The organism is Amycolatopsis sp. NPDC101161 (genome assembly GCF_044768185.1).
GTDB lineage: Bacteria > Actinomycetota > Actinomycetes > Mycobacteriales > Pseudonocardiaceae > Amycolatopsis.
This window is the reverse complement of the sequence record NZ_JBIWPI010000002.1, coordinates 57,443-80,863: the sequence shown is the minus strand read 5'-3', so window position 1 is coordinate 80,863 and position 23,421 is coordinate 57,443. Positions and strand designations below refer to the sequence as shown.

The 23,421-nt window shown below is 73.3% G+C and carries 18 protein-coding genes; 13 read left to right on the top strand and 5 right to left on the bottom strand.

Translation table 11 applies throughout. The features are described 5' to 3' along the window. Nucleotides 1-69: 69 nt before the first annotated feature. Together ACIRSS_RS11395 and ACIRSS_RS11390 are read left to right on the top strand one after the other, a co-directional pair. The gene (locus tag ACIRSS_RS11395) at nucleotides 70-3,021 is read left to right on the top strand and encodes an AAA family ATPase (RefSeq protein WP_400893615.1); all 2,952 of its coding nucleotides are present in this window, start codon (nucleotides 70-72) and stop codon (nucleotides 3,019-3,021) included. Between the two features lie 92 nt (nucleotides 3,022-3,113). Then, on the top strand, nucleotides 3,114-4,148 hold the full coding sequence (locus tag ACIRSS_RS11390; RefSeq protein WP_400893613.1) for an alpha/beta fold hydrolase: 1,035 nt from the start codon (nucleotides 3,114-3,116) through the stop codon (nucleotides 4,146-4,148). A 6-nt stretch (nucleotides 4,149-4,154) separates the two neighbouring features. On the opposite strand, the gene ACIRSS_RS11385 is transcribed toward ACIRSS_RS11390, so the two are convergent. After that, nucleotides 4,155-5,747, bottom strand: a complete 1,593-nt coding sequence (locus ACIRSS_RS11385) for an ABC-F family ATP-binding cassette domain-containing protein (protein ID WP_400893611.1) — start codon at nucleotides 5,745-5,747, stop codon at nucleotides 4,155-4,157. Between the two features lie 172 nt (nucleotides 5,748-5,919). After that, nucleotides 5,920-6,303, bottom strand: coding sequence for a VOC family protein (locus ACIRSS_RS11380; protein WP_400893609.1), 384 nt, complete (start codon nucleotides 6,301-6,303; stop codon nucleotides 5,920-5,922). Nucleotides 6,304-6,406: 103 nt separating this feature from the next. Here ACIRSS_RS11380 and ACIRSS_RS11375 point away from each other — a divergent pair, with 103 nt between their 5' ends. The 3 genes from ACIRSS_RS11375 to ACIRSS_RS11365 are packed head-to-tail and all read left to right on the top strand — an operon-like array spanning nucleotide 6,407 to nucleotide 10,007. Then, nucleotides 6,407-6,916, top strand: a complete 510-nt coding sequence (locus ACIRSS_RS11375) for a (2Fe-2S)-binding protein (protein ID WP_400893607.1) — start codon at nucleotides 6,407-6,409, stop codon at nucleotides 6,914-6,916. Further along, nucleotides 6,913-7,920: an FAD binding domain-containing protein gene (locus ACIRSS_RS11370; protein ID WP_400893606.1), complete on the top strand. Its 1,008-nt coding sequence runs from the start codon at nucleotides 6,913-6,915 to the stop codon at nucleotides 7,918-7,920. Before ACIRSS_RS11375 ends, ACIRSS_RS11370 begins: the two co-directional genes overlap by 4 nt. Beyond that, on the top strand, nucleotides 7,917-10,007 hold the full coding sequence (locus ACIRSS_RS11365; RefSeq protein WP_400893604.1) for a xanthine dehydrogenase family protein molybdopterin-binding subunit: 2,091 nt from the start codon (nucleotides 7,917-7,919) through the stop codon (nucleotides 10,005-10,007). The genes ACIRSS_RS11370 and ACIRSS_RS11365 overlap by 4 nt, the downstream gene beginning before the upstream one ends. A gap of 2 nt (nucleotides 10,008-10,009) precedes the next feature. On the opposite strand, the gene ACIRSS_RS11360 is transcribed toward ACIRSS_RS11365, so the two are convergent. From ACIRSS_RS11360 to larB, 3 genes are read right to left on the bottom strand one after another with little or no spacing between them, the layout of a single operon-like run. Then, entirely contained in the window at nucleotides 10,010-10,480 is a 471-nt protein-coding gene (locus ACIRSS_RS11360; RefSeq protein WP_400893602.1) for a DUF4383 domain-containing protein, read from the bottom strand. Nucleotides 10,481-10,540: 60 nt separating this feature from the next. After that, nucleotides 10,541-11,722 (bottom strand): nickel pincer cofactor biosynthesis protein LarC, encoded by a 1,182-nt coding sequence (larC, locus tag ACIRSS_RS11355; protein ID WP_400893600.1) that lies wholly within the window; start codon nucleotides 11,720-11,722, stop codon nucleotides 10,541-10,543. Then, the gene (larB, locus tag ACIRSS_RS11350) at nucleotides 11,719-12,420 is read right to left on the bottom strand and encodes a nickel pincer cofactor biosynthesis protein LarB (protein WP_400893598.1); all 702 of its coding nucleotides are present in this window, start codon (nucleotides 12,418-12,420) and stop codon (nucleotides 11,719-11,721) included. Before larB ends, larC begins: the two co-directional genes overlap by 4 nt. Before the next feature lie 186 nt (nucleotides 12,421-12,606). Here larB and ACIRSS_RS11345 point away from each other — a divergent pair, with 186 nt between their 5' ends. The 8 genes from ACIRSS_RS11345 to ACIRSS_RS11310 all read left to right on the top strand — a co-directional run bounded on the left by ACIRSS_RS11345 (nucleotide 12,607) and on the right by ACIRSS_RS11310 (nucleotide 23,412). Then, a complete protein-coding gene (locus tag ACIRSS_RS11345; RefSeq protein WP_400893596.1) occupies nucleotides 12,607-13,431 on the top strand; it encodes an ExsB family transcriptional regulator in 825 nt (274 codons plus the stop codon). Between the two features lie 231 nt (nucleotides 13,432-13,662). Further along, on the top strand, nucleotides 13,663-15,480 hold the full coding sequence (locus tag ACIRSS_RS11340) for a BTAD domain-containing putative transcriptional regulator (RefSeq protein ID WP_400893594.1): 1,818 nt from the start codon (nucleotides 13,663-13,665) through the stop codon (nucleotides 15,478-15,480). A 219-nt stretch (nucleotides 15,481-15,699) separates the two neighbouring features. Continuing rightward, nucleotides 15,700-17,364, top strand: coding sequence for a class I adenylate-forming enzyme family protein (locus ACIRSS_RS11335; RefSeq protein WP_400893592.1), 1,665 nt, complete (start codon nucleotides 15,700-15,702; stop codon nucleotides 17,362-17,364). Between the two features lie 23 nt (nucleotides 17,365-17,387). Continuing rightward, the gene (gene aroF, locus ACIRSS_RS11330; RefSeq protein WP_400893590.1) at nucleotides 17,388-18,425 is read left to right on the top strand and encodes a 3-deoxy-7-phosphoheptulonate synthase; all 1,038 of its coding nucleotides are present in this window, start codon (nucleotides 17,388-17,390) and stop codon (nucleotides 18,423-18,425) included. A 73-nt stretch (nucleotides 18,426-18,498) separates the two neighbouring features. After that, nucleotides 18,499-20,424, top strand: a complete 1,926-nt coding sequence (locus tag ACIRSS_RS11325; protein ID WP_400893588.1) for an FAD/NAD(P)-binding protein — start codon at nucleotides 18,499-18,501, stop codon at nucleotides 20,422-20,424. Further along, nucleotides 20,421-21,731, top strand: coding sequence for an adenylosuccinate lyase family protein (locus ACIRSS_RS11320; RefSeq protein WP_400893586.1), 1,311 nt, complete (start codon nucleotides 20,421-20,423; stop codon nucleotides 21,729-21,731). The genes ACIRSS_RS11325 and ACIRSS_RS11320 overlap by 4 nt, the downstream gene beginning before the upstream one ends. Next, nucleotides 21,728-22,819 carry a branched-chain amino acid aminotransferase gene (locus ACIRSS_RS11315; protein ID WP_400893584.1) on the top strand — a complete coding sequence of 364 codons (1,092 nt, stop codon included), beginning with the start codon at nucleotides 21,728-21,730 and terminating at the stop codon, nucleotides 22,817-22,819. Before ACIRSS_RS11320 ends, ACIRSS_RS11315 begins: the two co-directional genes overlap by 4 nt. Beyond that, nucleotides 22,816-23,412, top strand: coding sequence for a DsbA family protein (locus ACIRSS_RS11310; protein WP_400893582.1), 597 nt, complete (start codon nucleotides 22,816-22,818; stop codon nucleotides 23,410-23,412). Before ACIRSS_RS11315 ends, ACIRSS_RS11310 begins: the two co-directional genes overlap by 4 nt. The last annotated feature ends 9 nt before the right edge of the window (nucleotides 23,413-23,421 follow it).

The window sequence follows — 23,421 nt, the reverse complement described above, 5'->3', positions numbered from 1 at the left end:
GGATGACGCTGCCGGTGTACGTCACTCGGCCTTGAGCTGCGGAAACACCGGTTGGGTAAGGTCGGCTCCATGGCGTTGCACGGGCGGGAAGCCGAGCTGAAGGAGCTGGGCGAGCTCGTCGACGGCCCCGAGGACCGCAGTGGTGTCGTCATCCGCGGCGAAGCCGGCATCGGCAAGTCGGCGCTGGTGGCGGAGACGGCGCACGCGGCGTCGGTCGCGGGGCTGCGCGTGCTGCGGACGACCGGGGCGGAGGCCGAGCAGAACCTCGCGTACGCGGGGCTGCACCAGCTGCTGTACCCCGCCCGGGCGGGGGTGGCCGAGCTTCCGGCGCCGCAGCGGGACGCGCTGCGCACGGCGTTGGGGCTGGCGGACGGCGCCTCGCCGAGCGCCTACCTGGTCGGGCTCGCGGCGCTGACGTTGCTGGCCGAGGAGGCGGCGGCGAAGCCGTTGCTGCTGGTGGCGGAGGACGTGCACTGGCTGGACCGGGCGAGCGCGGACGTGCTGGCGTTCGTGGCGCGGCGGATCGAGAACGAGCCGATCGTCCTGGTGGCGACGCTGCGGGAGGGGGCTGCTTCGCCGCTGCTGGACGCGGGTCTGGCACCGATGGTCCTGGACCGGCTGGCGGCGGACGACGCGGCGGACCTGCTGGACGCGGTCGCACCGCGGTTGGCCCCGGCGGTCCGGACGAGGTTGCTGACGGAGGCGGCGGGACATCCGCTGGCGTTGACGGAGCTGCCGTCGGCGGACTTCGACGGGCTCGACCCGGTGCTGCCGTTGACGGAGAGACTGGAGCGCACGTTCACGGCCCGGGTGGCGAGCTTGCCGGAGGCAACGCGGACGGCGCTGCTGGTGGCGGCACTGAACGAGACGACGGCGCTGGCGGAGACGTTGACGGCAACGGGCGCGCTCCTCGATGGGGCCTGCGATAGCGACGCGGGGTGGGCCGGTCCGGCAGGTGGGTCGCGTGGCGGCCGCGCGGGGTCGGCTTCGGGCAGCGGCGCCGCTCAGCAGGTGGCTGGTGGCCGCGAGGAGCCCGCTTCAAGCGGGGGCGCCGGGCAGCCGTCGGCTGGTGGCCGCGGGGAGCAGCCTTTGCGCAGCGGCGCCGGGCAGCCGGCGGCCGATGGCCGCGCGGGGTCGGCTTCGAGCGGCCATGCCCACCAGCCGTCCGCCGAACCGACCTTCGCCGTTGAGCCGGACGTCCTTGCCCCCGCTGTCGAGGCTCGGCTGGTCGAACTCTCCGCCGGGACCGTCACCTTCCGGCACCCCCTCATGCGCTCCGCCATTCCCGCCGCCGCCACGGCAGCCGAGCGGCGGCGGGCTCACCTCGCCCTCGTCGCAGCCCTGCGCGACCAGCCCGATCGCCGGGCCTGGCACCAAGCCGCCGCCACCGCCGGGCCTGAGGAAACCGTTGCCGCCGAACTCGAACGGACCGCCGAACGCGCCCGATACCGGGGCGGGGCCGCTGCCGCCATCGCCGCTCTCGAACAGGCCGCGCGGCTCAGCGAACAGCCCGAAGCGAGAACCGATCGGCTGCTCCAGGCCGCCGAACTGGCCGTCGAGTCCGGACAGCGCGAGACCGCCGAACGGCTCGTGCGCGCCGCCAATCCCGCCGGCAAACGCCAGCGCGCCACCGCGAGCCGGCTGCTCAGCGAGTTCGAAGACGGTGTCCGCGAAGACCCCGCCCGGGTCGCCGAACTCGCGGTCGTCGCCGAAAACGCCGCGAAAGACGGGGAAACCGACGCCGCCCTGCGGATCCTCTGGAGCGCCGCCATGCGGTGCTTCTGGACCGAGCCCGGTCCGGCCGCGCGAAAAGCGCTGCTCGACGTCGCCGACGCGCTGCCCGTCGCGGCCGATGATCCGCGGATCGTGGCCGTCACCGCGTACGTCGCCCCGTTCGAACGCGGCCGGGGCGTCCTGGAAAAGCTGAAAGAGCTGGCCGCGCGGACCGGGGCCGATCCCGAGGTCGACCGCTACCTCGGCAGCGCCGCGCTGCAGGTCGGGGCCTTCGACCTCGCCGCCCGCTTCTCCGCGGCCGCCGCGCCGGGCCTGCGCGCGCAAGGACGGCTGGGGGCGCTGCCGCGCGCGCTGGCCGTGCTCGCGTGGAGCCGCGTCCGGCTCGGCGACCTGGCCGGCGCCGTGCCCGCCGCCGCGGAAGCCGTCCGGTTCGCGCACGAGACCGGGCAGCCGTTCATGGCCGGGCTGGCCACCGCCGTCCAGGGCGAGATCGCCGCCCTGCGCGGCGACCACAAGCAGGCGAAAACCCTCTGCGCCGAGGCCGAACGCACCGGGCTGGCCGCCGGGGCGCGGCCGGTGCTCGCCACCGTCCAGCTCACGCGCGGGCTCACGAACCTGAGCGAAGGCCGCTTCGAGGACGCCTTCGCCGACCTGCGCCGGACCCTCGATCCCGGCGACCCCGCCTACCAGCTGGCCTTGCGCGCGTACTGCGTCGCGGAGCTGGCCGAGGCCGCGATCCGGGCCGGGCGGACCGACGACCTGCGGGACGTCCTCGCCGAGCTGGAGTGCCTCGACTCGCCGTCGCCCGCGCTGCACATCGGGCTGCGGTACGCCCGCGCGGTGCTCGACCCGAGCGACGAGCGGTTCGCCGAAGCCCTCGGCGCCGACCTGAGCGGCTGGCCCGCCGAACGCGGCCGCGTCCACCTGGCCTTCGGCGAGTGGCTGCGGCGGCAGCGACGGGTCGTCGAGTCGCGGACGCACCTGCGGACCGCGCGCGAGACGTTCGACGCCCTCGGTATGACGGCCTGGGCCGAGCGGGCCCGGCGCGAGCTGCGCGGCGCGGGCGAGTCGAGCCCGAACCGCGGCCCGGACGCGCGCGAGAAGCTGACCCCGCACGAGCTGAGCATCGCCCAGCTGGCCGCGGAGGGGCTGACGAACCGCGAGATCGGGCAGCGGCTGTACCTTTCGCACCGGACCGTCGGCACCCACCTGCACCGGATCTTCCCCAAGCTGGGCGTGAGCTCCCGCGCCGACCTCGCCGCGACGCTGAAGACCCTCGAAGGGTGACGTACACCGGCTGAGTCACCTGACGGGCGCGAAGGTCACCGAACCGGCTCTAACGTCGTGAAAGTCCCACGGTCTTTCGCACAGGAGTCAAGATGATCAGCAGGAGAAGGTTCGGGCAGGCGTTCGCGGCCGGGCTGGCGGCGACGTCCTTGGCGGCCTGTTCGTCGAACGCGGCTGCCCCCGCCGCGGCGCCGTCGACGACCCCCGACCCGCGGGCCGGCTCCGGCGAGCACACCTCGCTCGGCGAGGTCAAGCACGCCGACGCCGGGGTGCTGACCATGGCGTACTACGAGTCCGGCCCGGCGACCGGGCAGCCGGTCGTCCTGCTGCACGGCTGGCCGTACGACCCGTACAGCTACGTCGACGTCGCCCCGATCCTGGCCGCGGCCGGCTACCGGGTGATCATCCCGTTCCTGCGCGGCTACGGCCCGACGGCGTTCAAGTCGGCCCAGACCGTCCGCAACGGCCAGCAGGCGGCGGTCGCGCTCGACGTCGTCGCGCTGATGGACACGCTCAAGATCGACAAGGCCGTCCTCGGCGGGTACGACTGGGGCTCGCGGACGGTCGACGTCATCGCCGCGCTGTTCCCGGAGCGGTGCAAGGCGATCGTCGCGGTGAGCGGGTACATCGTCACGAACCTGGCGGCGAACCAGAAGCCCCTGACACCGCAGGCGGAGCTGGGCTGGTGGTACCAGTACTACTTCGCGACCGAGCGCGGCCGCGCGGGCTACGCGGCGAACCGCCACGACTTCAACAAGCTGATCTGGAAGACCGCGTCCCCGGCGTGGCACTTCGACGACGCGACGTACGACCGCAGCGCGGCGGCGTTCGACAACCCGGACCACGTCGACATCGTCATCCACAACTACCGCTGGCGGTTGAGCCTCGCCCCGGGCGAGCCGCAGTACGAGGCGTACGAGCAGAAGCTGCAGACGGGCCCGGCGATCCCGGTCCCGGCGATCACGATCGCCAGCGACTTCGACGGCGCGGCCAAGGACGGCACGGCCTACCGCAGCAAGTACACCGGCAAGTACGAGCACCGGATCCTGGACGGCATCGGCCACAACGTGCCGCAGGAGGCGCCGAAGCCGTTCGCCCAAGCGATCCTCGACGCCGCCCGCATGTGACACTCGTCAGCCGCGCACCTCGCCCCCTTCGAGCCGCAGCCGGCGGTCGATCCCGATGGCGTCGAGGAACCGTTCGTCGTGGCTCACCACCACGAACGCGCCGCGGAACGCCGTCAGCGCGCTCTCCAGCTGGCCCGCGCTGACCAGGTCGAGGTTGTTCGTCGGCTCGTCCAGCAACAGCAGCTGCGGCGCCGGCTCGGCGAACAGCACGCACGCCAGCGTCGCGCGCAGCCGTTCCCCACCCGAGAGGACGCCGACCGGCAGGTGCACCCGCGCGCCGCGGAACAGGAAGCGCGCCAGCAGGTTCATCCGCTGGGCGGGCGGCAACGCGGGCGCGGCGGCCGCCAGGTTCTCGGCCACCGTCCGGTCGTCGGCCAGCAGGTCCAGGCGCTGGGACAGGAACGCGATCCGGCCGTCCGCGCGGGACACCGAACCGGCGTCCGGGGTGAGGTCGCCGTGGATGAGCCGCAGCAGCGTGGACTTCCCGGCGCCGTTGGGCCCGGTCAGAGCGATCCGCTCCGGCCCGCGGATCGCCAGGTCGACGCCGTCCGGGAAGAGCCCGCGTGCCCGCAGGCCCTCGCCGAGGAACAGCGTGCGGCCCGCCGGGACCTCCGTCTGCGGCAGCTCCAGGCTGATCTTCTGCTCGTCGCGCCGCGCGCGTTCGGCTTGGTCGAGCTTGGCTTTCGCCGCGCCGACGCGGGCCGCGTGCGTGCCGTCCGCCTTGCCCGCCGACTCCTGGGCGTTGCGCTTCATGGTGCCGGCGAAGATCTTCGGCAGCCCGGCGTTGCCCAGGTTGCGCGACGCCGTGCTCGCGCGGCGGGCGGCGCGCTCGCGGGCCTGCTGCATCTCCCGCTTCTCGCGCTTGACCTCCTGTTCGGCGTTGCGGATGTTCTTCTCGGCGACCTCCCGCGCGGCTTGCACGGCCTCTTCGTACGCCGTGAAGTTGCCGCCGTGGAACCGGATTTCGCCGCGGTCGAGCTCGGCGATCCGGTCCATCCGGTCGAGCAGCGCGCGGTCGTGGCTGACCACGACCAGGCAGCCGGACCAGTCGTCGAGCACCGCGTACAGCCGGTGGCGGGCGTCGAGGTCGAGGTTGTTGGTCGGCTCGTCGAGCAGCAGCACGTCGGGGCGCTTGAGCAGCTGCGCGGCCAGTCCCAGGGAGACGATCTGGCCACCGGACAGCGTGCTCAGCGACCGGTCCAGCGCGACGTCGAGGCCGAGCCGGTCGAGCTGGGCGCGGGTGCGTTCCTCGATGTCCCAGTCGGTGCCGATGGTGGTGAAGTGCGCTTCGGCGGCGTCGCCGGACTCGACGGCCGCGATGGCCGCCAAGACGGGCGCGACGCCGAGGACTTCGGCGACGGACGGCTCCCCGCTGAGCGGCAGGTCCTGCGGCAGGTAGCCGAGGACGCCGTCGGCGGTGACGCTGCCCGCCGACGGCCGCAGGACGCCCGCGACGAGCTTCAGCAGCGTCGTCTTGCCGGAGCCGTTCGGGGCGACGAGCCCGGTGCGGCCGCCCGGGAAGGTGGCGGAGAGGCGGTCGAAGACGGGGGTGTCGTCCGGCCAGGAGAAGGACAGGCCGGACAGCACGATTTCGGACATGGTGAAGACCTCGAAGTGGTGCGAAGCGAAAGGGGGACGTCGAAAGCGGCCCGCACCGGCACTGCCGGGGGCCTGCACACTCCGGAGCTATCCGGAGATGTCGACGTCACCTGCCACGATGGGTCTCCTCCATAAGGATCTTCCCCACGAAGATAGCAGGGTCGGCCCGCCCTCAGCCGCTGGATGGCGCCTTGCTGAGGTCGACGACGCAGAAGCGGTTGCCGTCCGGGTCGGCGAGGACGACGAAGTCCGGCTCCGCGGGGTAGCGGTCCCAGTCGACCTCGGCGGCGCCCAGTTCCAGCAGCCGGGCGACCTCGGCCGTCTGCTCCGCCGTCGTGTCGACCAGCAGGTCGAGGTGCACGCGCGGGTACGGCTCGACCGGCGACTCGCTGTGCATGAGCCCGAGCGCGTGCCCGGAGCCGTCCGCGTGCTCCAGCGTGCGCCAGCGGTCGCTGGCCCACTCCTCGGCCACGACGAGGTGCAGCGCCGCCGACCAGAACGCGGCGGCGCGGTCGACGTCGGAAACGCCGAGCACCGGGAACCCGAGCCTGAGCACGGTCCGAGCGTAGTGCCGGGGCGGACCCGGCGCCGCCCGATCGGGTGGTTGGCGCCGGTCCCCGCGGGGTAACCGCCCGGTTCGCCGCCGTCGAGGAGGGCCCATGACCACCGAAGTAGCGCTGCGGGTGGACGGGACCGCGCGCCGCGTCGCGGTCGACCCGCGGCGGACCCTGCTCGACCTGCTGCGCGACCAGCTCGGCGTGTACAGCCCGAAGAAGGGCTGCGACCACGGCCAGTGCGGCGCGTGCACGGTGCTGCTCGACGGCCGCCGTGTGCTCGCCTGCCTCGTCCTCGCGGTGACCTGTGAAGGCGCCGAAGTGACGACGGCCGCTGGCTTGGCCTCGGACGGCGAACTGCACCCGGTCCAGCAGGCGTTCCTCGAGCACGACGGCTTCCAGTGCGGCTACTGCACCCCCGGTCAGATCTGCTCCGCGGCCGGGCTGTTGACCGAGTTTTCCGAAGGCGCGCCGAGCCACGTCACCGCGCCGGTGACGGGAACTCCACAGTGGACGGACGACGAGATCGCCGAGCGGATGAGCGGGAACCTCTGCCGCTGCGGGGCCTACGCCGGGATCGTGGCCGCCGTCCGGCAGGCGGGAGAGAACTCGTGAAACCGTTCGCGTACGGCAAGCCGGCCACAGCGGCGGAGGCGGTCGAAGCCGTCGCGGCCGACCCGGCGGCGGCGTTCCTGGCCGGTGGCACCAACCTGGTCGACCTCCTGAAGCTCGGCATCGCGGCACCCGGCCGGATCGTCGACGTCACTGCGTTGACGTCGACGGAGATCCGGGAGGACGCCGACGGCGGCCTGGAGATCGGCGCCGGCGTGCGCAACAGCGACCTCGCGGCCGACCGGCGGGTGCGCGAGCGCTTCCCGGTGCTGGCCCAGGCCCTGCTCTCCGGCGCGTCGGCGCAGCTGCGGAACATGGCCAGCACCGGCGGGAACCCGTTGCAGCGCACCCGGTGCGTGTACTTCCAGGACGTCACGACACCGTGCAACAAGCGCAACCCGGGTGAGGGCTGCTCGGCGCTCGGCGGGGCCACCCGGCACCACGCGATCCTCGGCGCGTCCGAGCACTGCGTCGCCACCCACCCGTCCGACCTGGCGGTGGCGCTGGCCGCGCTGGACGCCCGCGTGCACGTGCTCGGGCCGGACGGTGATCGCGAAGTCGCCTTCACCGACCTCCACCGCCTGCCCGGCGACCGGCCGGACCTCGACACCGTCCTCGAGCACGGCGACCTGATCACCGCGATCACCGTCCCCGCGCTGCCGTGGGGTCGCCGGTCGGCCTACCGCAAGGTCCGCGACCGGGCGTCCTACGCGTTCGCCTTGGTCTCCGTGGCCGCCGCCGTGTCCATTGTGGACGGCGTGGTCGAGGACGTCCGGGTGGCGCTCGGCGGCGTCGCGCCCAAGCCGTGGCGCGCCCACCGCGCCGAAGACGTGCTGCGCGGCGAACATCCTGCCGAGGCGCTGTTCCGCGCAGCGGCCGAAGCCGAGCTGGCCGAGGCTCGTCCCCTCGACGGGATCGACGGCGGGAACGGTTTTAAGGTTCCGCTCGTCACCCGCACCCTGACCGCCGTCCTGCGCGATCTGACCGCCGAGGAGCCGGGCCGATGACCGAACTGCTGGAACCGCAGGCCATCGGCCGCGCCCTCACCCGCCGCGACGGGCCGGCGAAGGTCACCGGCACCGCGCCGTACGCGTACGAAGCGCCCGTCGAGCACGCCGCGTACTGCCACCCCGTGCAGGCGACGATCGCCCGGGGTCGCTGCACGCGGGTCGGGACCGTCGAGGCCGAGTCGCTCGACGGCGTCCTGCGGGTGCTGACGCCGTTCACCGCCGAACGGCTGGCGGACACCGAGGACGCCGAGCTGGCCGTGCTGCAGGACCGGGAGGTCCCGTTCCGCGGCAGCGTGCTCGCCCTGGTGATCGCCGAAAGCCCGGAGATCGCCCGGCATGCGGCGGACCTGGTCGAAGTCGACTACGAACGCGACGAGGCCGACGTCGAACTCCGCGCCGACCGCGATGATCTCTACAAGCCGGAGAAGGTCAACCCGTCCTTCGAGACGGACACCGACGAGGGTGACGTCGACGCCGCGCTGCGCGACTCCGAGGTCACCCTCGACCAGACCTACACAACCGCGATGTACCACAACAACCCGCTCGAACCGCACACCACGACGGCGCTGTGGGAGGACGACGAGCTCACGCTGTGGGACTCCACGCAGGGAGTCCACCCGGTGCGCGGCACCGTCGCGAAGCTCTTCGGCCTGCCCGAAGAGCGGGTGCGGGTGATCTGCCCGTACGTCGGCGGCGGGTTCGGGTCGAAGGGGACCGCGCACGCCCCCGTCGTCCTCGCGGCGCTGGCCGCGCGGGCCGTGCCGGGCCGCCCGGTGAAGCTCGCGCTGACGCGGCAGCAGATGTTCAGCCTGGCCGGCTACCGCACGCCGACGATCCAGCGGATGCGCCTGGGCGCCGGCCGCGACGGGCGGCTGACGGCGCTCCGGCTGGACGTCGTCGAGCAGACGTCGCGGATCAAGGAGTTCGCCGAGCAGACCGCCGTGCCCGCACGGATGATGTACGCCGCACCGAACCGGCGCACGAGCCACCGGCTCGCAGCGCTCGACGTGCCGGTGCCGTCGTGGATGCGCGCGCCGGGGGAGTGCCCCGGCATGTTCGGGCCCGAGGTGGCGATGGACGAACTCGCGTACGAACTGGGCATCGACCCGGTCGAGCTGCGCGTCCGCAACGAACCCGAGCGCGACCCGGAGACCGGGAACCCGTTCTCCAGCCGCAACCTCGTCGAGTGCCTGCGCACCGGAGCCGCCGAGTTCGGCTGGGCGGAACGGGATCCGCGCCCGGGCGTCCGCCGGGACGGCCGGTGGCTGGTCGGCACCGGCGTCGCCGCGTCGGTCTACCCGGCGAAGCGGATGCCGGGCTCGACCGCGGTCGTCCGGTTCGGAAACGGCCGCTACACGGCGGAAATCGGGGCCGCCGACCTCGGCACCGGCGCGTGGACGATCCTGCCGCAGATCGCGGCGGACGCCTTGGGCGTGCCGGTCGAGGACGTCGACGTCCGCATCGGCGACACCGAGCGGCCGAAAGCGACGGTGGCCGGCGGGTCCACCGGGACGACGTCGTGGGGTGCCACCCTGGTCGCGGCCGCCGAGGCGTTCCGCGCCAAGTACGGCGACGATCCCGGCGACGGGGACGAGGTTTCGGCGGACACGCCGGAGAACCCGGACGAGGACCGGTACGCGATGTACGCGTTCGGCGCGCAGTTCGCCGAAGCCCGCGTCGACGCCGACACGGGCGAAGTGCGCGTCTCGCGGCTGCACGGCACGTTCGCGGCCGGCCGGATCGTCAACCCGCGCACCGCGCGCTCGCAGTTCCTCGGCGGCATGACCATGGGCCTGTCGATGGCCCTGCACGAGCACAGCCTGCTCGACCCGCGGTTCGGCCACGTCGTCAACCACGACCTGGCGGAGTACCACATCGCGGCCAACGCGGACGTCCTCGACCTGAAGGCGGACTGGCTCGACGAGGTCGACCCGCACGTGAACCCCATGGGCAGCAAGGGGGTCGGCGAGATCGGCATCGTGGGGACGGCGGCGGCGGTGGCCAACGCCGTCTTCCACGCCACCGGCGTCCGCGTGCGCGACCTGCCGATCACCTTGGACAAGCTGCTGCCGGGACTGCCCTGAGATCAGTGTCCTTGGATCTCCGGTTCGGGGTACTGGCCGCGGCGGCGGTCGATGGCCGTCGTCGTGATGCCGAGCGCGATCATCGCGACGCCGAGGCCCAGGTGCAGCCAGTCGTCGGCGTCGTCGACCGGGATGAAGTTGGCCGGGGTGTCGTGGTTCATCGCCAGCCCGAACACGAAGAGCAGGACGTACACCCCGCCGCCGATCATCAGGAACGCCCGCGACCCGCCGTTGCCGCGCGCGGCCAGCACGCCGAGCACACCGAAGAGCAGGTGGACCAGGTTGTGCAGCACGGAAACGGTGAACACGCCGAACAGCCGCGCCCCCGATTCGTGCCCGGCGAAGTGCAGATCTCCGTAGCCGGCGGTGATCCCCGGCACGAACCCGAGCACCCCCACGACGAGGAACGCGATCCCGACCGCCAGCGCGGCCGTCCGCGCGGTGCTCCGCCGCGACCGGATTTCCGTTGTCATGACACCTCCGCATGAGTGGGTAGCCGCGTGGCTACCCGGCGGGGGCGCGGACAAACCGCCTCACACCCTGACGGCGGCGCGCACCTCCTCCAACACCCGGCGCAGCGGCTGCCCGGTGGCGTCCGCGGCGGCCTTGACCTCGTCGTACTCCGGCTGCGCCGTGACGACGGACCCGTTGAGGAACCCGCGTTTCACGCTCACCGCGTGTCCGCGGTAGTCGACGGTGACGCTGTCGCGCGGCAGGGACCGCCGCTCGACCGGGGACAGCCGCACGCCCAGCGTCGACGTGTGGGCGAACACCGCCGCGCAGACGCCGTCGACGCGGTCGTCGGCCGCCAGTGCCGTCAAGACCATGCCCGGCCGGCCCTTCGGGGCGGTCACCGGCGCGCACCACGCGTCGGCGGCGCCCGCGGCGCGCAGGGTCGCGAGGACTTCGGGCCACAGCCGGGGATCGAGGTCGTCCACCGTCGTCTCGACGACGGTCATCTTCGCGCGCACCCACCCGCGTTCTTCCGAAGCCGCACCGACGACCACGCGGACGATGTTCGCGTGCCCGGGTGGATCGGCCGTGCCCGCGCCGACGCCGACCTTGACCGGGACGCACGCCGGCATCGGGCCGTAGGCGTCCGCCAGCGTGACGAGCAGCGCGGCGCCGGTGGGCGTGCACAGCTCGCGGGCGGCCGAGTGCGCGGCGACCGGCGCGCCCGCGTCGGTGAGCAGTGCGAGCACCGCGGGCGGCGGGACGGTGAGCCGGCCGTGCGCCGCGGTCACCGTGCCCCCGCCGACGGCGATCGGCGAGACCGTCACGGTCGCGGCCAGCAGGCCGAGCGCGTCCAGGCCGAGGGCGCACCCGACGATGTCGGCGATCGCGTCCAGCGCGCCGACTTCGTGGAAGTGCACGTGGTCCCGGCCGATGCCGTGCACGGCGGCTTCCGCGTCCGCCAGCCGGTCGAACACCTTGGTGGCAAAGCGTTTCACGGCGTCGGGCAGTTCGGCGGATCCGATCAGGTCGAGGATCTCCGGGAGGTGGCGGGCGTGCCGCGTCTCGGGTGCTTCGACGACGACGTGCCGCGCGCGCAGGCCGTGGCGCCGCACCACCCGCTCGGTCAGCCGGATGCCCTCGACGCGCAGCCCGGCCAGGCCTTCGGTGATCGCGTCGAAGTCCGCGCCCGCGTCGACCAGCGCGGCCAGCAGCATGTCGCCGGCGCAGCCGTTGCCCGCGTCGATCCACGCGACGGTCACGGGGCCACCGACTGCCGGGCGACGCGGGCCGCGGCGACGCCCGCGCCGAAGCCGTTGTCGATGTTGACCGTCACGACACCGGGGGCGCAGCTGTTCAGCATGGTCAGGAACGCGGTCAGGCCGTCGAGGTGCCAGCCGTAGCCGACGCTCGTGGGCACGGCGATCAGCGGCTTCCCGCACAGTCCACCGAGGACGGTCGGCAGCGCGGCCTCCATGCCGGCGATCGCCACGACGGCGTCGGCGGCGGCGATCCGGTCGCGTTCGGCCAGCAGCCGGTGCAGCCCGGCCACGCCGACGTCGACGACCAGATCCGGCTCCGCGCCGAAGACCGCCACCGTGGTGGCGCACTCCCGCGCGACCGGCAGGTCCGACGTCCCCGCGCACACGACGGCCACCTTGCCGCGCGGTGGCGGCACCGCCCCCAGCGTCACCGTCCGGCCGGCGTCGTCGATGTCCGCGCCGGGCAAGCGATCCCGGCACAGGCTCCGGGCTTCGTCGCCGACGCGCGTGGCGAGCACCGCGCGGTCCGGATGGGCTTCGCGCAGCCGCGCGAGGGCGGCCGCGATCTGCTCCGGGGTCTTCCCCGCGCCGAACACCACTTCCGGATCCCCGGTCCGGGCGGCCCGGTCGAGGTCCAATCGCGCAAAACCCAGATCGGCGGTCGCCGCCGTAACCCCAGTCGATACCACCTTCGACACGTTAGCCTTCTCGCGCGTCGTATGTAAACTGCTCCCGGGGGATAGCGCACGAATACGGCAATGGGTTGACTGGGCGGACCCGTCGCGATCGACTTACCGCACGCAAGACGCCTCGAGCGGAGGACAAGTGCCGTTCTTTTGCCGAAATCGGAACACCGTGACCGCGCCACCAGCGGGGACGCCGTAATGGACACCGGAATCGAAGATCGACTGCTGGCGCGGGTGCGGGGACTCGGCGGCGTCGCCGTCGCGTTCTCCGGCGGGGTCGACTCGGCGCTGGTGCTGGCCGCGGCCGTGCGGGCGCTGCCCGCCGGGCGCGTGCTGGCGGCCATCGCCGACTCGCCCAGCCTCGCGCGGGCGGAACTCGCCGCGGCGCGGGACATCGCGGCCGGGCTCGGCGTCGAGCTCGCCGAGGTCCCGACCACCGAACTGACCGTGCCCGGGTACCGGGACAACGCCGGCGACCGCTGCTACTTCTGCAAGCGGACGGTGCTGGACGCGATCGCCGCGCTCGCGCTGCGGCGCGGGTTCGCGCACGTCGCGACCGGGACGCACGCCGACGACCACCGCGCCCTGCACCGGCCCGGCCTGCGCGCGGCCCGCGAGCTGCGCGTCGTCGAGCCGCTGGCCGACGCCGGGCTGGGGAAGGCCGAGGTCAGGGCGCTGGCGGCCGCGTGGTCGCTGCCCGTGGCGGACAAGCCGTCGACACCTTGCCTGGCGTCACGTATCTCCGTGGGCGTCCCCGTCTCTTTAGGGAGGTTGGGACTGGTGGAACGCGCCGAGATCGCGGTGGGCGCGCGGCTGGCCGAGGCGGGGATCCACCCGCACGACCTGCGCGTCCGCTTGCTCGGCCGGGGATTCCGGGTGGAGGTGGATGGCCCTGCGCACGTGGCTGTCGCAGCGCGGCCGGGGCTCGCCGCGGCCGTGGTCGGCGAACTCGCCGATCTCGGGCTGACCGGCCCGGGCGAGGTCGGGGCCTATCGCACACCCGCACTCGCACCACCGCTGTAGGCATTCGCCCGCGCGGTGATTTGTGCCGTCGCCGAACGGGCTATGAAAAAAACACACGCCCGTCCGAAGCTATCGCGTCGGACGTATTCGTCAGCGAATTGCGACGATTCGAGTACGGTCCGAGTCGATCATTCCGGGGTATCGCCGTGCCGAAAAAAACCGTGTCGGTTGTCCCGTGTTGCCGAGCGCATTTCTCGGCTATGTTTCCCGCGTACGGTGGGGGAGGATCGCATGAACTTCGAGCTGCTCGGCACCTTGCGGGTCCAGCGCGACGGGGAGCGGGTGGACCTCGGCGGCCTGCGCCAGCAGCGGCTGCTGGCGATGCTGCTGCTGAGCGTGAACAAGGTGGTCGGCGCCGACCGGCTGCTGGAGGCCATGTGGGACGGTGAGCCGCCGGTGACCGCGCGAAGACAGCTGCACAACGCGGTCGCCGCGCTGAGACGCAGCTTCGGGGCGGCCAAGCACATCGTCGTCAAGGACGGTCCCGGCTACCGGATCACGGCCGACCCGCAGGACGTCGACGCGCACCGGTTCACCACGCTGGTCGCGTCGGCCTCGGCGGCGGCCGCGGCCGGACGCACCACCGCGGCCGTCGAGCACCTGGAAGCGGCGCTCGCGCTGTGGAACGGCCCGGCGCTGTCCGGGTTGAACAGCCCGGTGTTCGAGATCGTCGCCGCGCGGTTCGAGGAGAACCGGCTGAGCGCGACCGAACGGCTCATCGGGCTGCGCCTGGACGGTGGCGAGGCCTCGGCGCTCGTGCCGCAGCTCGGCGAGCTCGTCTCGCGGCACCCGCTGCGCGAGGAGACCCGCAAGCTGCTGATGCTGGCCCTGCACCGGTGCGGCCGGACGGCCGACGCGCTCAACGCGTACGAACAGGGCCGGCGGATGCTGCGCGACGAGCTGGGCGTCGACCCGGGGGCGAGCATCCGCGAGCTGTACGAACGGATCCTGCGCGACGACCTGCCGAAGCGGCGGCCGCCCGAGCCCGCGGCGGGCCGGTCCTTCCTGCCGTACGACACCGCGCACTTCACCGGCCGCGCCGAGGAGCTGCGGTTCCTGGCCGGCAGCCGGCCCGCCGGGACCGCGTTGAGCATCCTGGCCATCGACGGGATGGCCGGCGCCGGCAAGACGACGCTGGCGGTCCGGCTCGCCCACCAGCTCGCGCACCGGTACCCGGAGGGCCACCTCTACATCGACCTGCACGGGCACACGGCCGACCAGCAGCCGCTCGAACCGGACGCGGCGCTGGAGCGGCTGCTGCTGGACTTCGGGCTCCCGCCGTCCCGGATCCCCCGCGACGCCCGGCAGCGCGCGGCCCGCTGGCGCGCGGAGGTCGCCGAGCGGCGCGTCCTGGTGGTGCTGGACAACGCGTTCGACGCCCGCCAGGTCCGCCCGCTGCTGCCCGGCACGGGCAAGGCGCAGGTGATCATCACGAGCCGCCGCCGGCTGGCGGGTCTGGACGGGGTGACGTCCCGCTCCCTGGACGTGTTCCCGGCGCCGGACGCGGCGGCGCTGTTCACCCGGATCGCGGGCCCGGGCCGGACCGCGGGCCATCCGGACGCCGTCGCGGAGATCGTGGCGCTGTGCGGCAACCTGCCGCTGGCCATCACGATCGCGGCGTGCCGCTTCCACAACCGGCCGGCCTGGTCGCTGGACGACCTGGCGTTCCGCTTGCGCGACCGCGTGCGGCGGCTGGCCGAGCTGAGCTTGGAGGACCGGAGCGTGGCGTCGCGGTTCGAGGTGTCGTACGAGCGGCTGACGGCGGCGCAGCGCCGGCTGTTCCGGGCGCTGGGAGCGTTCGCCGGCGAGGAGTTCGACGCGGCGGACGCGGCTCTGGTGCTGAACCAGCCGGTGCCGGAGGCGGAGAGGTTGCTGGAGGAGCTGTTCGACGCCCACGTGCTGCGCCAGCGGACGGCGGGCCGATACCACTTCCACGCGCTGGTGCGCGAGCACGCGCGCGAGAAGGGCGAGGAGCACGAGGCGCTGCTGTCGACGTTCGGCCGGACGACGTTGGCCACGGTCGGCGAGCTGGAGTGCAGCCTCGGCTGATCCCGGCACGACCCACCGGGAAACCCCGCGCGAGCCCACCGGCTCCGCGGGGTTCTTCCTGTCCTTCCGTGACAGCTCCGGTACGCACCGCGAACCCTTGCCGCGCAATGCATCCGCACCGATGCACCGCCGATGCACCGGCAAGGCCGCGCCGATGGTCCCGCCCGGCATCCTCGGTCCCGGAGTCAAAACCGTGGTCCCGCAGCAGAAAGTGATGCCATGGAGTTCACGCACAAGACCGTCCTGAGCCCCGAGCTGCGCGCCCGGGTGCTCGCCGACCCGAGCATCGGCGGGGGGAACCTGCTGCCCGCGATGCTGGAGCTCAACCCCTTCCCGGACGAGCCCTTCATCCACTCGCTCACGCCGATCCCCTACACCGACGGCGAAACGCGGCACTGGTTCAGCCTCCGCGACCTCGACCACCTCGTGCAGAGCTGGTCGGTCTGGTACCTCGAGCGGGGCGTGCGGCCGCACGACCGGGTCGCCGTCTTCCCGCCGGACTCCATCCAGTACTTCCTGCACCTCTCGGCGCTCGCGCGGATCGGCGCGATCTCCATGCTGATCAACAGCAACGCGAAGCGGGACAGCGCCGTCGCGCTGATCGAGCGCAGCGGGGCCATCGGTCTCTACACCGACCCCGAACGGCTCGGCCGGGTCGCCCCGGACCTCGACCGGCTGAACCTCGAGTGGGTGCACACCGACCAGGACGGCCCGCCCTCGGCCGTGCTGCCGGAAGCCGACCGGTTCCGGCACCACCCGGACGACCCCGTCGGCCTCATGCACTCCTCCGGCACCACCGGCCTGCCGAAGCCCGTCATCCACACCCACAAGACCATTTTGGACGGTCCGAAGTGGCGTGCGGTGAACTACAAGGAGGAGCCCGACGCGCTCATCCTCAACGCGCTTCCGCAGTCGCACCAGGGTTGCGTGTCGTTCAACGCCTACGCCGTGCTGGGCGGGCAGCCGATGGTCGTCCACCGGGACGTCTCCGGCGCCGAGCTCGCCGAGGCCGTCGAAACGCACAAGCCGACCATGGTGATGGCCTTCGGGCACGCCTACCCGGAGCTCGCGGCGATCGAGACGGCGCCGGGCGCGCTCGACTCGGTCAACATCTGGGTGTCCATGGCGGACGCCATCCACGAGCGGCACCTGAAGAACATCCTCGGCCGCCGGTCGCCGGAACGGCCGCCGGCCGCGTTCCTGGACCGGCTCGGCACCACCGAGCTCGGCTGGGGCGTGCTCATGCAGCCGCGCACCCTCGCGACCGAGCGCAACGACCGCTGCGTCGGCAAGTCGGTCGGCTTCGCCGAGGTCGCGATCGTGCGGGAGAACGGCACGCTCGCCGAGCCCTACGAATACGGCTTCCTCGGTGCGAAACCGCCGTCGATGACCGTGGGCTACTGGGGCAACCAGGACACCTACTACCGCAGCAAGCTCGCCGGCTACTGGCTGACCGGGGACGTCGCCTACCGCGACGAAGAGGGCAACTTCTACCAGGTCGACCGCGCGGTCGACGTCGTGCACACCGCCGACGGGCCCGGCTACTCCGTGCTGATGGAGGAACTGATCCTCAACGAGGTCGCCGGCGTCGAGGACTGCACCGTCGTGGCCGGCGGCTACGGCGGGGAGGAGGTGGCCGTGGCCGTCGTGACCGGCCGGGACGTGGACGCCGAGAAGGTGCTGTTCGCGGCCAACGAAGCCCTGCGCGCCAACGGGAAACCCGAGCTGTCGGTCGTCGAGGTCGCCACCGGTGACGACGACTTCCCGCTCGGCGTGACCGGGAAGTCCCTCAAGCGCTTCCTCCGCGACAAGTACAAGGACCTCGCCGTCCACGTCCGGGACCGCCGGGGCAAAAACCTCGCGACGAGCGACGCGCTCGCGTGACCTGCCGAGAAGAGACGATTGCCGTGACCCACCAAGACCAACTGCTCGTGTTCGACGAGACCGTGACCCGCGCCCGGGTCGACGGCTGGCTGCGGTACCTGGAGTCCGCCGGCACGCCGACGCAGGTCTACCGCCTCGGCGCGAGCCACGTCCTCCCGGTGTCCGGAGTGGACAACCCCGAGCTGCTCGCCGCGGCGGCGGACCTGCCGTCGCCGACCCGGCGCGTGCCGCGGGGCGGCGAGGCGTGGCTGGGCCGCCGGGAGCTGCGCCCGGCCGGGACCGAGGTCACCCTCGGGTCCACGACGATCGGGGACGGTTCGGTCGCGGTGATCGCCGGCCCGTGCGCGGTCGAGACGCCGGAGCAGATGCTGGCCACGGCGGAGGTCGTGGCCGAGCACGGTGCCGTCGCGCTGCGGGGCGGGGTCTTCAAGCCGCGGACGTCGCCGCATTCGTTCCAGGGGCTCGGGTTCTCCGGGCTGGAGCTGCTCGTCGAGGCGCGGAAGCGGACGGGCCTGCCGTTCGTCACCGAGGTCGTGGACGCGGAGCACGTCAAGCGGCTGGCCGAGGTCGTCGACGGCTTCCAGATCGGCGCGCGGAACATGCAGAACTTCGCGCTGCTGAGCGCGGTGGGCCAGAGCGGCCTGCCGGTGGTGCTCAAGCGCGGGTTCGGCTGCACCGTCGAGGAGACGCTCGCCGCCGGGGAGTACCTGCTGCTGGAGGGCAACGACCAGGTGGTGCTGTGCGAGCGCGGCATCCGCACGTTCGAGCCGTCGGCGCGGTTCACCCTCGACCTGACGGCGGTGGCGCTGTGGAAGCAGCGCACGCACCTGCCGGTCATCGTGGACCCGAGCCACTCGGGCGGGCGGCCGGAGCTGGTGGAGCCGCTGTCGCTCGCCGCCATCGCGGCCGGGGCGGACGCGCTGCTGATCGACGTGCACGTCCAGCCGGAGCAGGCGCTGTGCGACGCCAAGCAGGCGTTGCGGCCGGAGCAGTTCGCCGGGCTGATGACCCGGCTCGCCGGCGCCGCGGCCGGCCTGGGCCGCACCTTGCAAAAACGCTGACCAAGACCTCGTGAGTGGGAAACAGGGTTAGAACACCGTTTCTCACTCACGACCTGTACGGGAGTGGGAGACAGTGTTCGGGGAGACGTCGGAGATCGCCGTGGTCGGGCTCGGCCCGCGCGGGCTGTCGGTCGCGGAACGGCTGAGCGCCAACGCACACGCGCTCGTCCCGCGGGGCCGGCGGCTCGTCGTGCACCTGGTCGACCCGCGGCTGGCCGACGGCGGCCAGGTGTGGCGCAGCACGCAGGACCGCCTGCTGCTGATGAACACCGTCGCCTCGCAGGTGACGATGTTCGTGGACGACACCGTCGACTGCGCGGGGCCGGTCGTGCGCGGCCCGAGCCTGTACGAGTGGGCGCGGTCGATCGCCCTGCTCGGCAGCCCGGCCGTGCCGGACGCCGTCCGGGCCGAAGCCGAGGAGCTGGGCCCGGACGACTACCCGTCGCGCGCCTTCTACGGCAGCTACCTGCGGTGGACGCGGCGGCGGATCACCCGGACCGCGCCGCCGTCGCTCGAGTTCGCCGCGCACCAGGCGCGGGCGGTCGACGTCCGGGACACCGGCGGCGGCCGGCAGGACGTCGTCCTCGACGACGGCACGACCATCGGCGGCCTGGCCGCCGTCGTGCTCGCGCTGGGCCACCAGCCGCACGAGCTCACCCCGGCCGAAGCGGACCTGAGCCGCTACGCCGGCCGGCACGGCCTGCGGTACCTCGCGCCGGGCAACCCGGCCGACGCGTCGCTCGACGACGTGCCCGCGGGGGAGCCGGTGCTGCTGCGCGGGATGGGCCTGAACTTCTTCGACCACCTGGCCCTGCTCACGCTCGGACGCGGCGGCGAGTTCACCCGCGAGCCGGGTGGCGCGCTGACGTACGTGCCGTCCGGCCGGGAGCCGCGGCTGGTCGCCGGGTCGCGGCGCGGGGTCCCGTACCACGCCCGCGCTCGCAACGAAAAAGGCGCGTCCGGGCGGCACGAACCGCGGTTCCTCACCACGGCGGTGATCGCGCGGCTGCGGGCCGGCGCCGACTTCCGCCGGGACGTCTGGCCGCTGATCGACCAGGAGGTCCGCACGGTCTTCTACGCGGCGCTGGTGCGGGAGCGGGGGTGCGCGTGCGACGTCGAGGAGTTCACCGAAGCGTTCGCGGCGGCCGGGCCCGCGGAGGTGTCCGCGGATCCCTTGGCGATGCGGGAGACCGAGGCCCAGCGGATCGTGCTGGCCAAGTTCGGGCTCGACCGGACCTGGGACTGGGGAAGTGTCGCGACGCCGTACTCGGCGGCCGATCTGGCCTCGACGGCGACCTTCCGCGCGTGGCTTCGGTCCTCTGTGGACACCGAGCTGGCCGAGGCGCGCAAGGGCAACGTGACCGGCCCACTCAAGGCGGCCACCGACGTCCTGCGCGACCTGCGCAACGAGATCCGGCTGGTCGTCGACCACGGCGGCATCTCCGGCGCGTCCTACCGCGACGACCTGCGGCGCTGGTACATGCCGCTCAACGCGTACCTGTCGATCGGGCCGCCCGCCGGACGCGTCGAGCAGTTCGGCGCGCTGCTGGACGCGGGCGTGCTCGAAGTGCTCGGCCCGGACCTGCGGATCGAGGCGGCCGGCGGCCGGTTCGCCGCGCGGTCGGCGGCCTGCCCCGACGTCACGGTCCACGCGAAGACGCTGATCGAGGCGCGCCTGCCGGACACCGACCTGCGGCGCACGACGGACCCGCTGCTGCGCGCGTTGCTGGCGCGCGGCGAGTGCCGCCCGTACCGCATCGGCGAGTTCGAAACGGGCGGCCTCGCGGTGACGCGCCGGCCGTACCACGTCCTGGACGCGGGCGGGCGGCCGCACCCGAGCCGGTTCGCGTTCGGCGTGCCGACCGAAGCGGTGCACTGGGTGACGGCGGCGGGCATCCGGCCCGGCGTCAATTCGGTGATCCTCGGCGACGCGGACGCCATCGCGCGTTCGTGCTTGCGGATCGCCGCCGACCAAGACGATCTGGGGAGGACCGCGTGAGCGAGCTGCTCGCCCCCGCGTGGGCCGGGACCGGCGCCGGTGCGCTCGTCGACGACCACGCGCTGCTGACCGCGATGCTCGGTACCGAGGTCGCCCTCGCCGAGGCGCAAGCCGAGCTGGGCGCGATCCCGGAGACGGCCGCCAAGGCCATCCGGGCCGTCACCGTCGCCGACCTCGACGCGCGGGCCATTGCGGCGGGAGTGCGCGAGACGGCGAACCCGGTGGTCGCCTTCGTCGCCGGGCTCACCGCCGCGGTCGACCCGGCCGCCGCCGAGTACGTCCACCGCGGCAGCACCAGCCAGGACATCCTCGACACCGCGCTGATGCTGCTCTGCGCGGCCACCCTCGAGCGCGTCACCCGGGACCTCCGGGCGACCGCAGCGAGCCTGGCGGACCACGTCCGGACCCACCGGGACACGCCGATGGCCGGGCGCACGCTGACCCAGCACGCCGTGCCGGTCACGTTCGGGCTCAAGGCGGCGACCTGGCTGCACCTCGTCCTCGACGCCGTCGAGCGGGTGCGGCGGGCGCGTGCGGACCTGCCGGTCTCGATCGGTGGCGCGGCCGGGACGCTCGCCGCGTACGAGGAGTACGGGCCCGGCTCGCTGGAGCTGCCCGACCGGGTGGCGGAGAAGCTCGGCTTGGCTCCGCAAGTCCTGCCGTGGCACGGGATCCGCACACCGATCGCCGACGTCGCCTCGGCGCTGCTCGTCACCACGGGGGCGCTCGGCAAGATCGCCGCGGACGTCCTCGTGCTGGCGCGCACCGAGATCGGCGAGGTCACCGAGGAGCGCGCGCCCGGCCGCGGAGCGTCCTCGGCGATGCCGCAGAAGCACAACCCGGTGTTCGCGACGCTCGTGGCGACCGCGGCCCGGCAGCTGCCGCCGCTCGCCGTCGTGCTGTTCGGCTCGATGACCGCCGAGGACGAACGGTCGTCGGGCGGCTGGCACGCCGAGTGGCAGCCGCTGCGCGACGCCCTGCGCGTCACGGCCGGTGCCGCCGCGAACGGCGTCCGGCTGGCCGAGACGCTGCGGGTGCACCCCGAGGCGATGGCGGCGAACCTGCGGCTGACGCGGGGCGCGATCGTCTCCGAGCGCGTCAACGCCGTCCTGGCCCCGAAGCTGGGCAAAGCCGCCGCCAAGCGCCTGCTGACCGAGGCCACCGCCGAAGCCGAGCGCACCGGCGCGGACCTGGCCGGCCTGCTCGACGTTTCCCCCGGCCTGCTGGACCCGGCGGGCTACACCGGGCTTTCCGGCCCGCTGGCCGACCGGGCCCTGGCCCGCTTCGAACGCGAGGAGCGACGATGACGACCCTGGACTTCGCCGGTGAGCCGACCGCGCCGATGCCCGCCGACCAGCGCGAAGAGCTGCTGCAGATGCCGGGCTTCGGGTCGCTCTACTCCGACCACATGGTCACCGCCCGGTGGACCGCCGACCGCGGCTGGCACGACGCCCGTAGCCGGCCCCTCGCCGAGCTCTCCCTGCACCCCGCCACCATGGCGTTCCACTATGGACAGACGATCTTCGAGGGGCTGAAGGCGTTCTGGCGCCCGGACGGCGAGCACGTCCTGTTCCGGCCGCGCGACCACGCCGCCCGGTTCGCGCGGTCGGCTCGCCGGATGGCGATGCCCGAGCTGCCGGAGGCGGACTTCCTCGCGGCCGTGACGGCGTTGCTGCGCGTGGACGGCGACTGGGTGCCGCGCGCCCGCGGGCACAGCTTCTACCTGCGGCCGTTCATGATCGCCAGCGAGACGCACCTGTCGAACCGGCCCGCCGAGGAGTACCTGTTCGCGGTCATCGGCAGCCCCGCCCGGCCCGCCACCGTCGAACCGGCCCCGATCCGGCTGTGGGCGTCCCCCGAGTACGTCCGCGCGGCCGACGGCGGCACCGGCACGATCAAGTGCGGCGGCAACTACGGCGGCTCGTACATCGCGCAGCGGGAAGCCGCCGAACACGGCTGCCACCAGGTCGTCTGGCTCGACGCGCGTGAGCGCCGGTTCGTCGAAGAAGTGGGCGGCTCCAACCTGTTCTTCGTCGAGGGCGACCGGCTCGTGACGCCGCCGCTGAGCGAAACGCTGCTGGCCGGCGTCACGCGCGACTCGATCCTGCGGCTGGCCGGACGGCTCGGCCTGGCGGTCGCCGAAGAGCCGGTCACCCTCGACGACTGGGAACGCGGCTGCCGGTCCGGGCGCATCACCGAGACCTTCGCGTGCGGCACGGCCCGCGCGCTGGCCCCGGTCGGGCACGCGGTCACGCCGGACCGCGAGTGGGCCATCGGCGACGGCACCACCGGCCCGGTCACCCGGCGTCTGCTGAACGCCTTGCTGGACATCCAGTACGGCGAAACCCCCGACGAGTTCGGCTGGCTGCACGCCGTCACCAGGAGAGCTTTGTGAAGATCGACTTCTACTTCGACCCGGCCTGTCCCTTCGCCTGGATCACCTCGCGGTGGATCCTCGAGGTCGAACGGCACCGCGAGGTCACCCTGCGGTTCCGGGTGATGAGCCTCGGCGTGCTCAACGAAGACCGTGAAATCGAGCCCTGGTACCGCGAGTTCTGCGACCGCTCGTGGGGCCCGGTGCGGGTCTGCGTCGCCGCCGCGCAGCAGCACGGCGAGGACGTCCTGCGTGATCTCTACACCGCGCTCGGCACCCGGATCCACAAGGGACGCAACAAGGACTTCCCCGACGTCGTCGCGCAGGCGCTGGCCGAGGTCGGCCTGCCGGCCGGGCTCATCGACGCGATGGAGAGCACCGAGTACGACGAGGCCCTGCGCAAGAGCCACGCCGAGGCGCTGGCCCCGGTCGGCGCGGACCTCGGCACCCCGGCCATCCACGTCGACGGCACCGGCTTCTTCGGCCCGGTGCTCAACGCGGTCCCGCGCGGCGAGGACGCCGTCAGCCTCTTCGACGGCGTGGTCGCGCTCGCGCGCAACCCGCACTTCTTCGAGCTGAAGCGCGCCCGGACGCCGGGCCTGAGTTACGAGTGAGGGAACGGA

Bases quoted from the DNA above. Each gene is read 5' to 3' on its own strand.
- ACIRSS_RS11395 (WP_400893615.1), top strand. From the start codon at position 70: ATGGCGTTGCACGGGCGGGAAGCCGAGCTGAAGGAGCTGGGCGAGCTC.
- ACIRSS_RS11390 (WP_400893613.1), top strand. From the start codon at position 3,114: ATGATCAGCAGGAGAAGGTTCGGGCAGGCGTTCGCGGCCGGGCTGGCG.
- ACIRSS_RS11385 (WP_400893611.1), bottom strand. From the start codon at position 5,747: ATGTCCGAAATCGTGCTGTCCGGCCTGTCCTTCTCCTGGCCGGACGAC.
- ACIRSS_RS11375 (WP_400893607.1), top strand. From the start codon at position 6,407: ATGACCACCGAAGTAGCGCTGCGGGTGGACGGGACCGCGCGCCGCGTC.
- ACIRSS_RS11365 (WP_400893604.1), top strand. From the start codon at position 7,917: ATGACCGAACTGCTGGAACCGCAGGCCATCGGCCGCGCCCTCACCCGC.
- ACIRSS_RS11360 (WP_400893602.1), bottom strand. From the start codon at position 10,480: ATGACAACGGAAATCCGGTCGCGGCGGAGCACCGCGCGGACGGCCGCG.
- ACIRSS_RS11345 (WP_400893596.1), top strand. From the start codon at position 12,607: ATGGACACCGGAATCGAAGATCGACTGCTGGCGCGGGTGCGGGGACTC.
- ACIRSS_RS11340 (WP_400893594.1), top strand. From the start codon at position 13,663: ATGAACTTCGAGCTGCTCGGCACCTTGCGGGTCCAGCGCGACGGGGAG.
- ACIRSS_RS11335 (WP_400893592.1), top strand. From the start codon at position 15,700: ATGGAGTTCACGCACAAGACCGTCCTGAGCCCCGAGCTGCGCGCCCGG.
- ACIRSS_RS11315 (WP_400893584.1), top strand. From the start codon at position 21,728: ATGACGACCCTGGACTTCGCCGGTGAGCCGACCGCGCCGATGCCCGCC.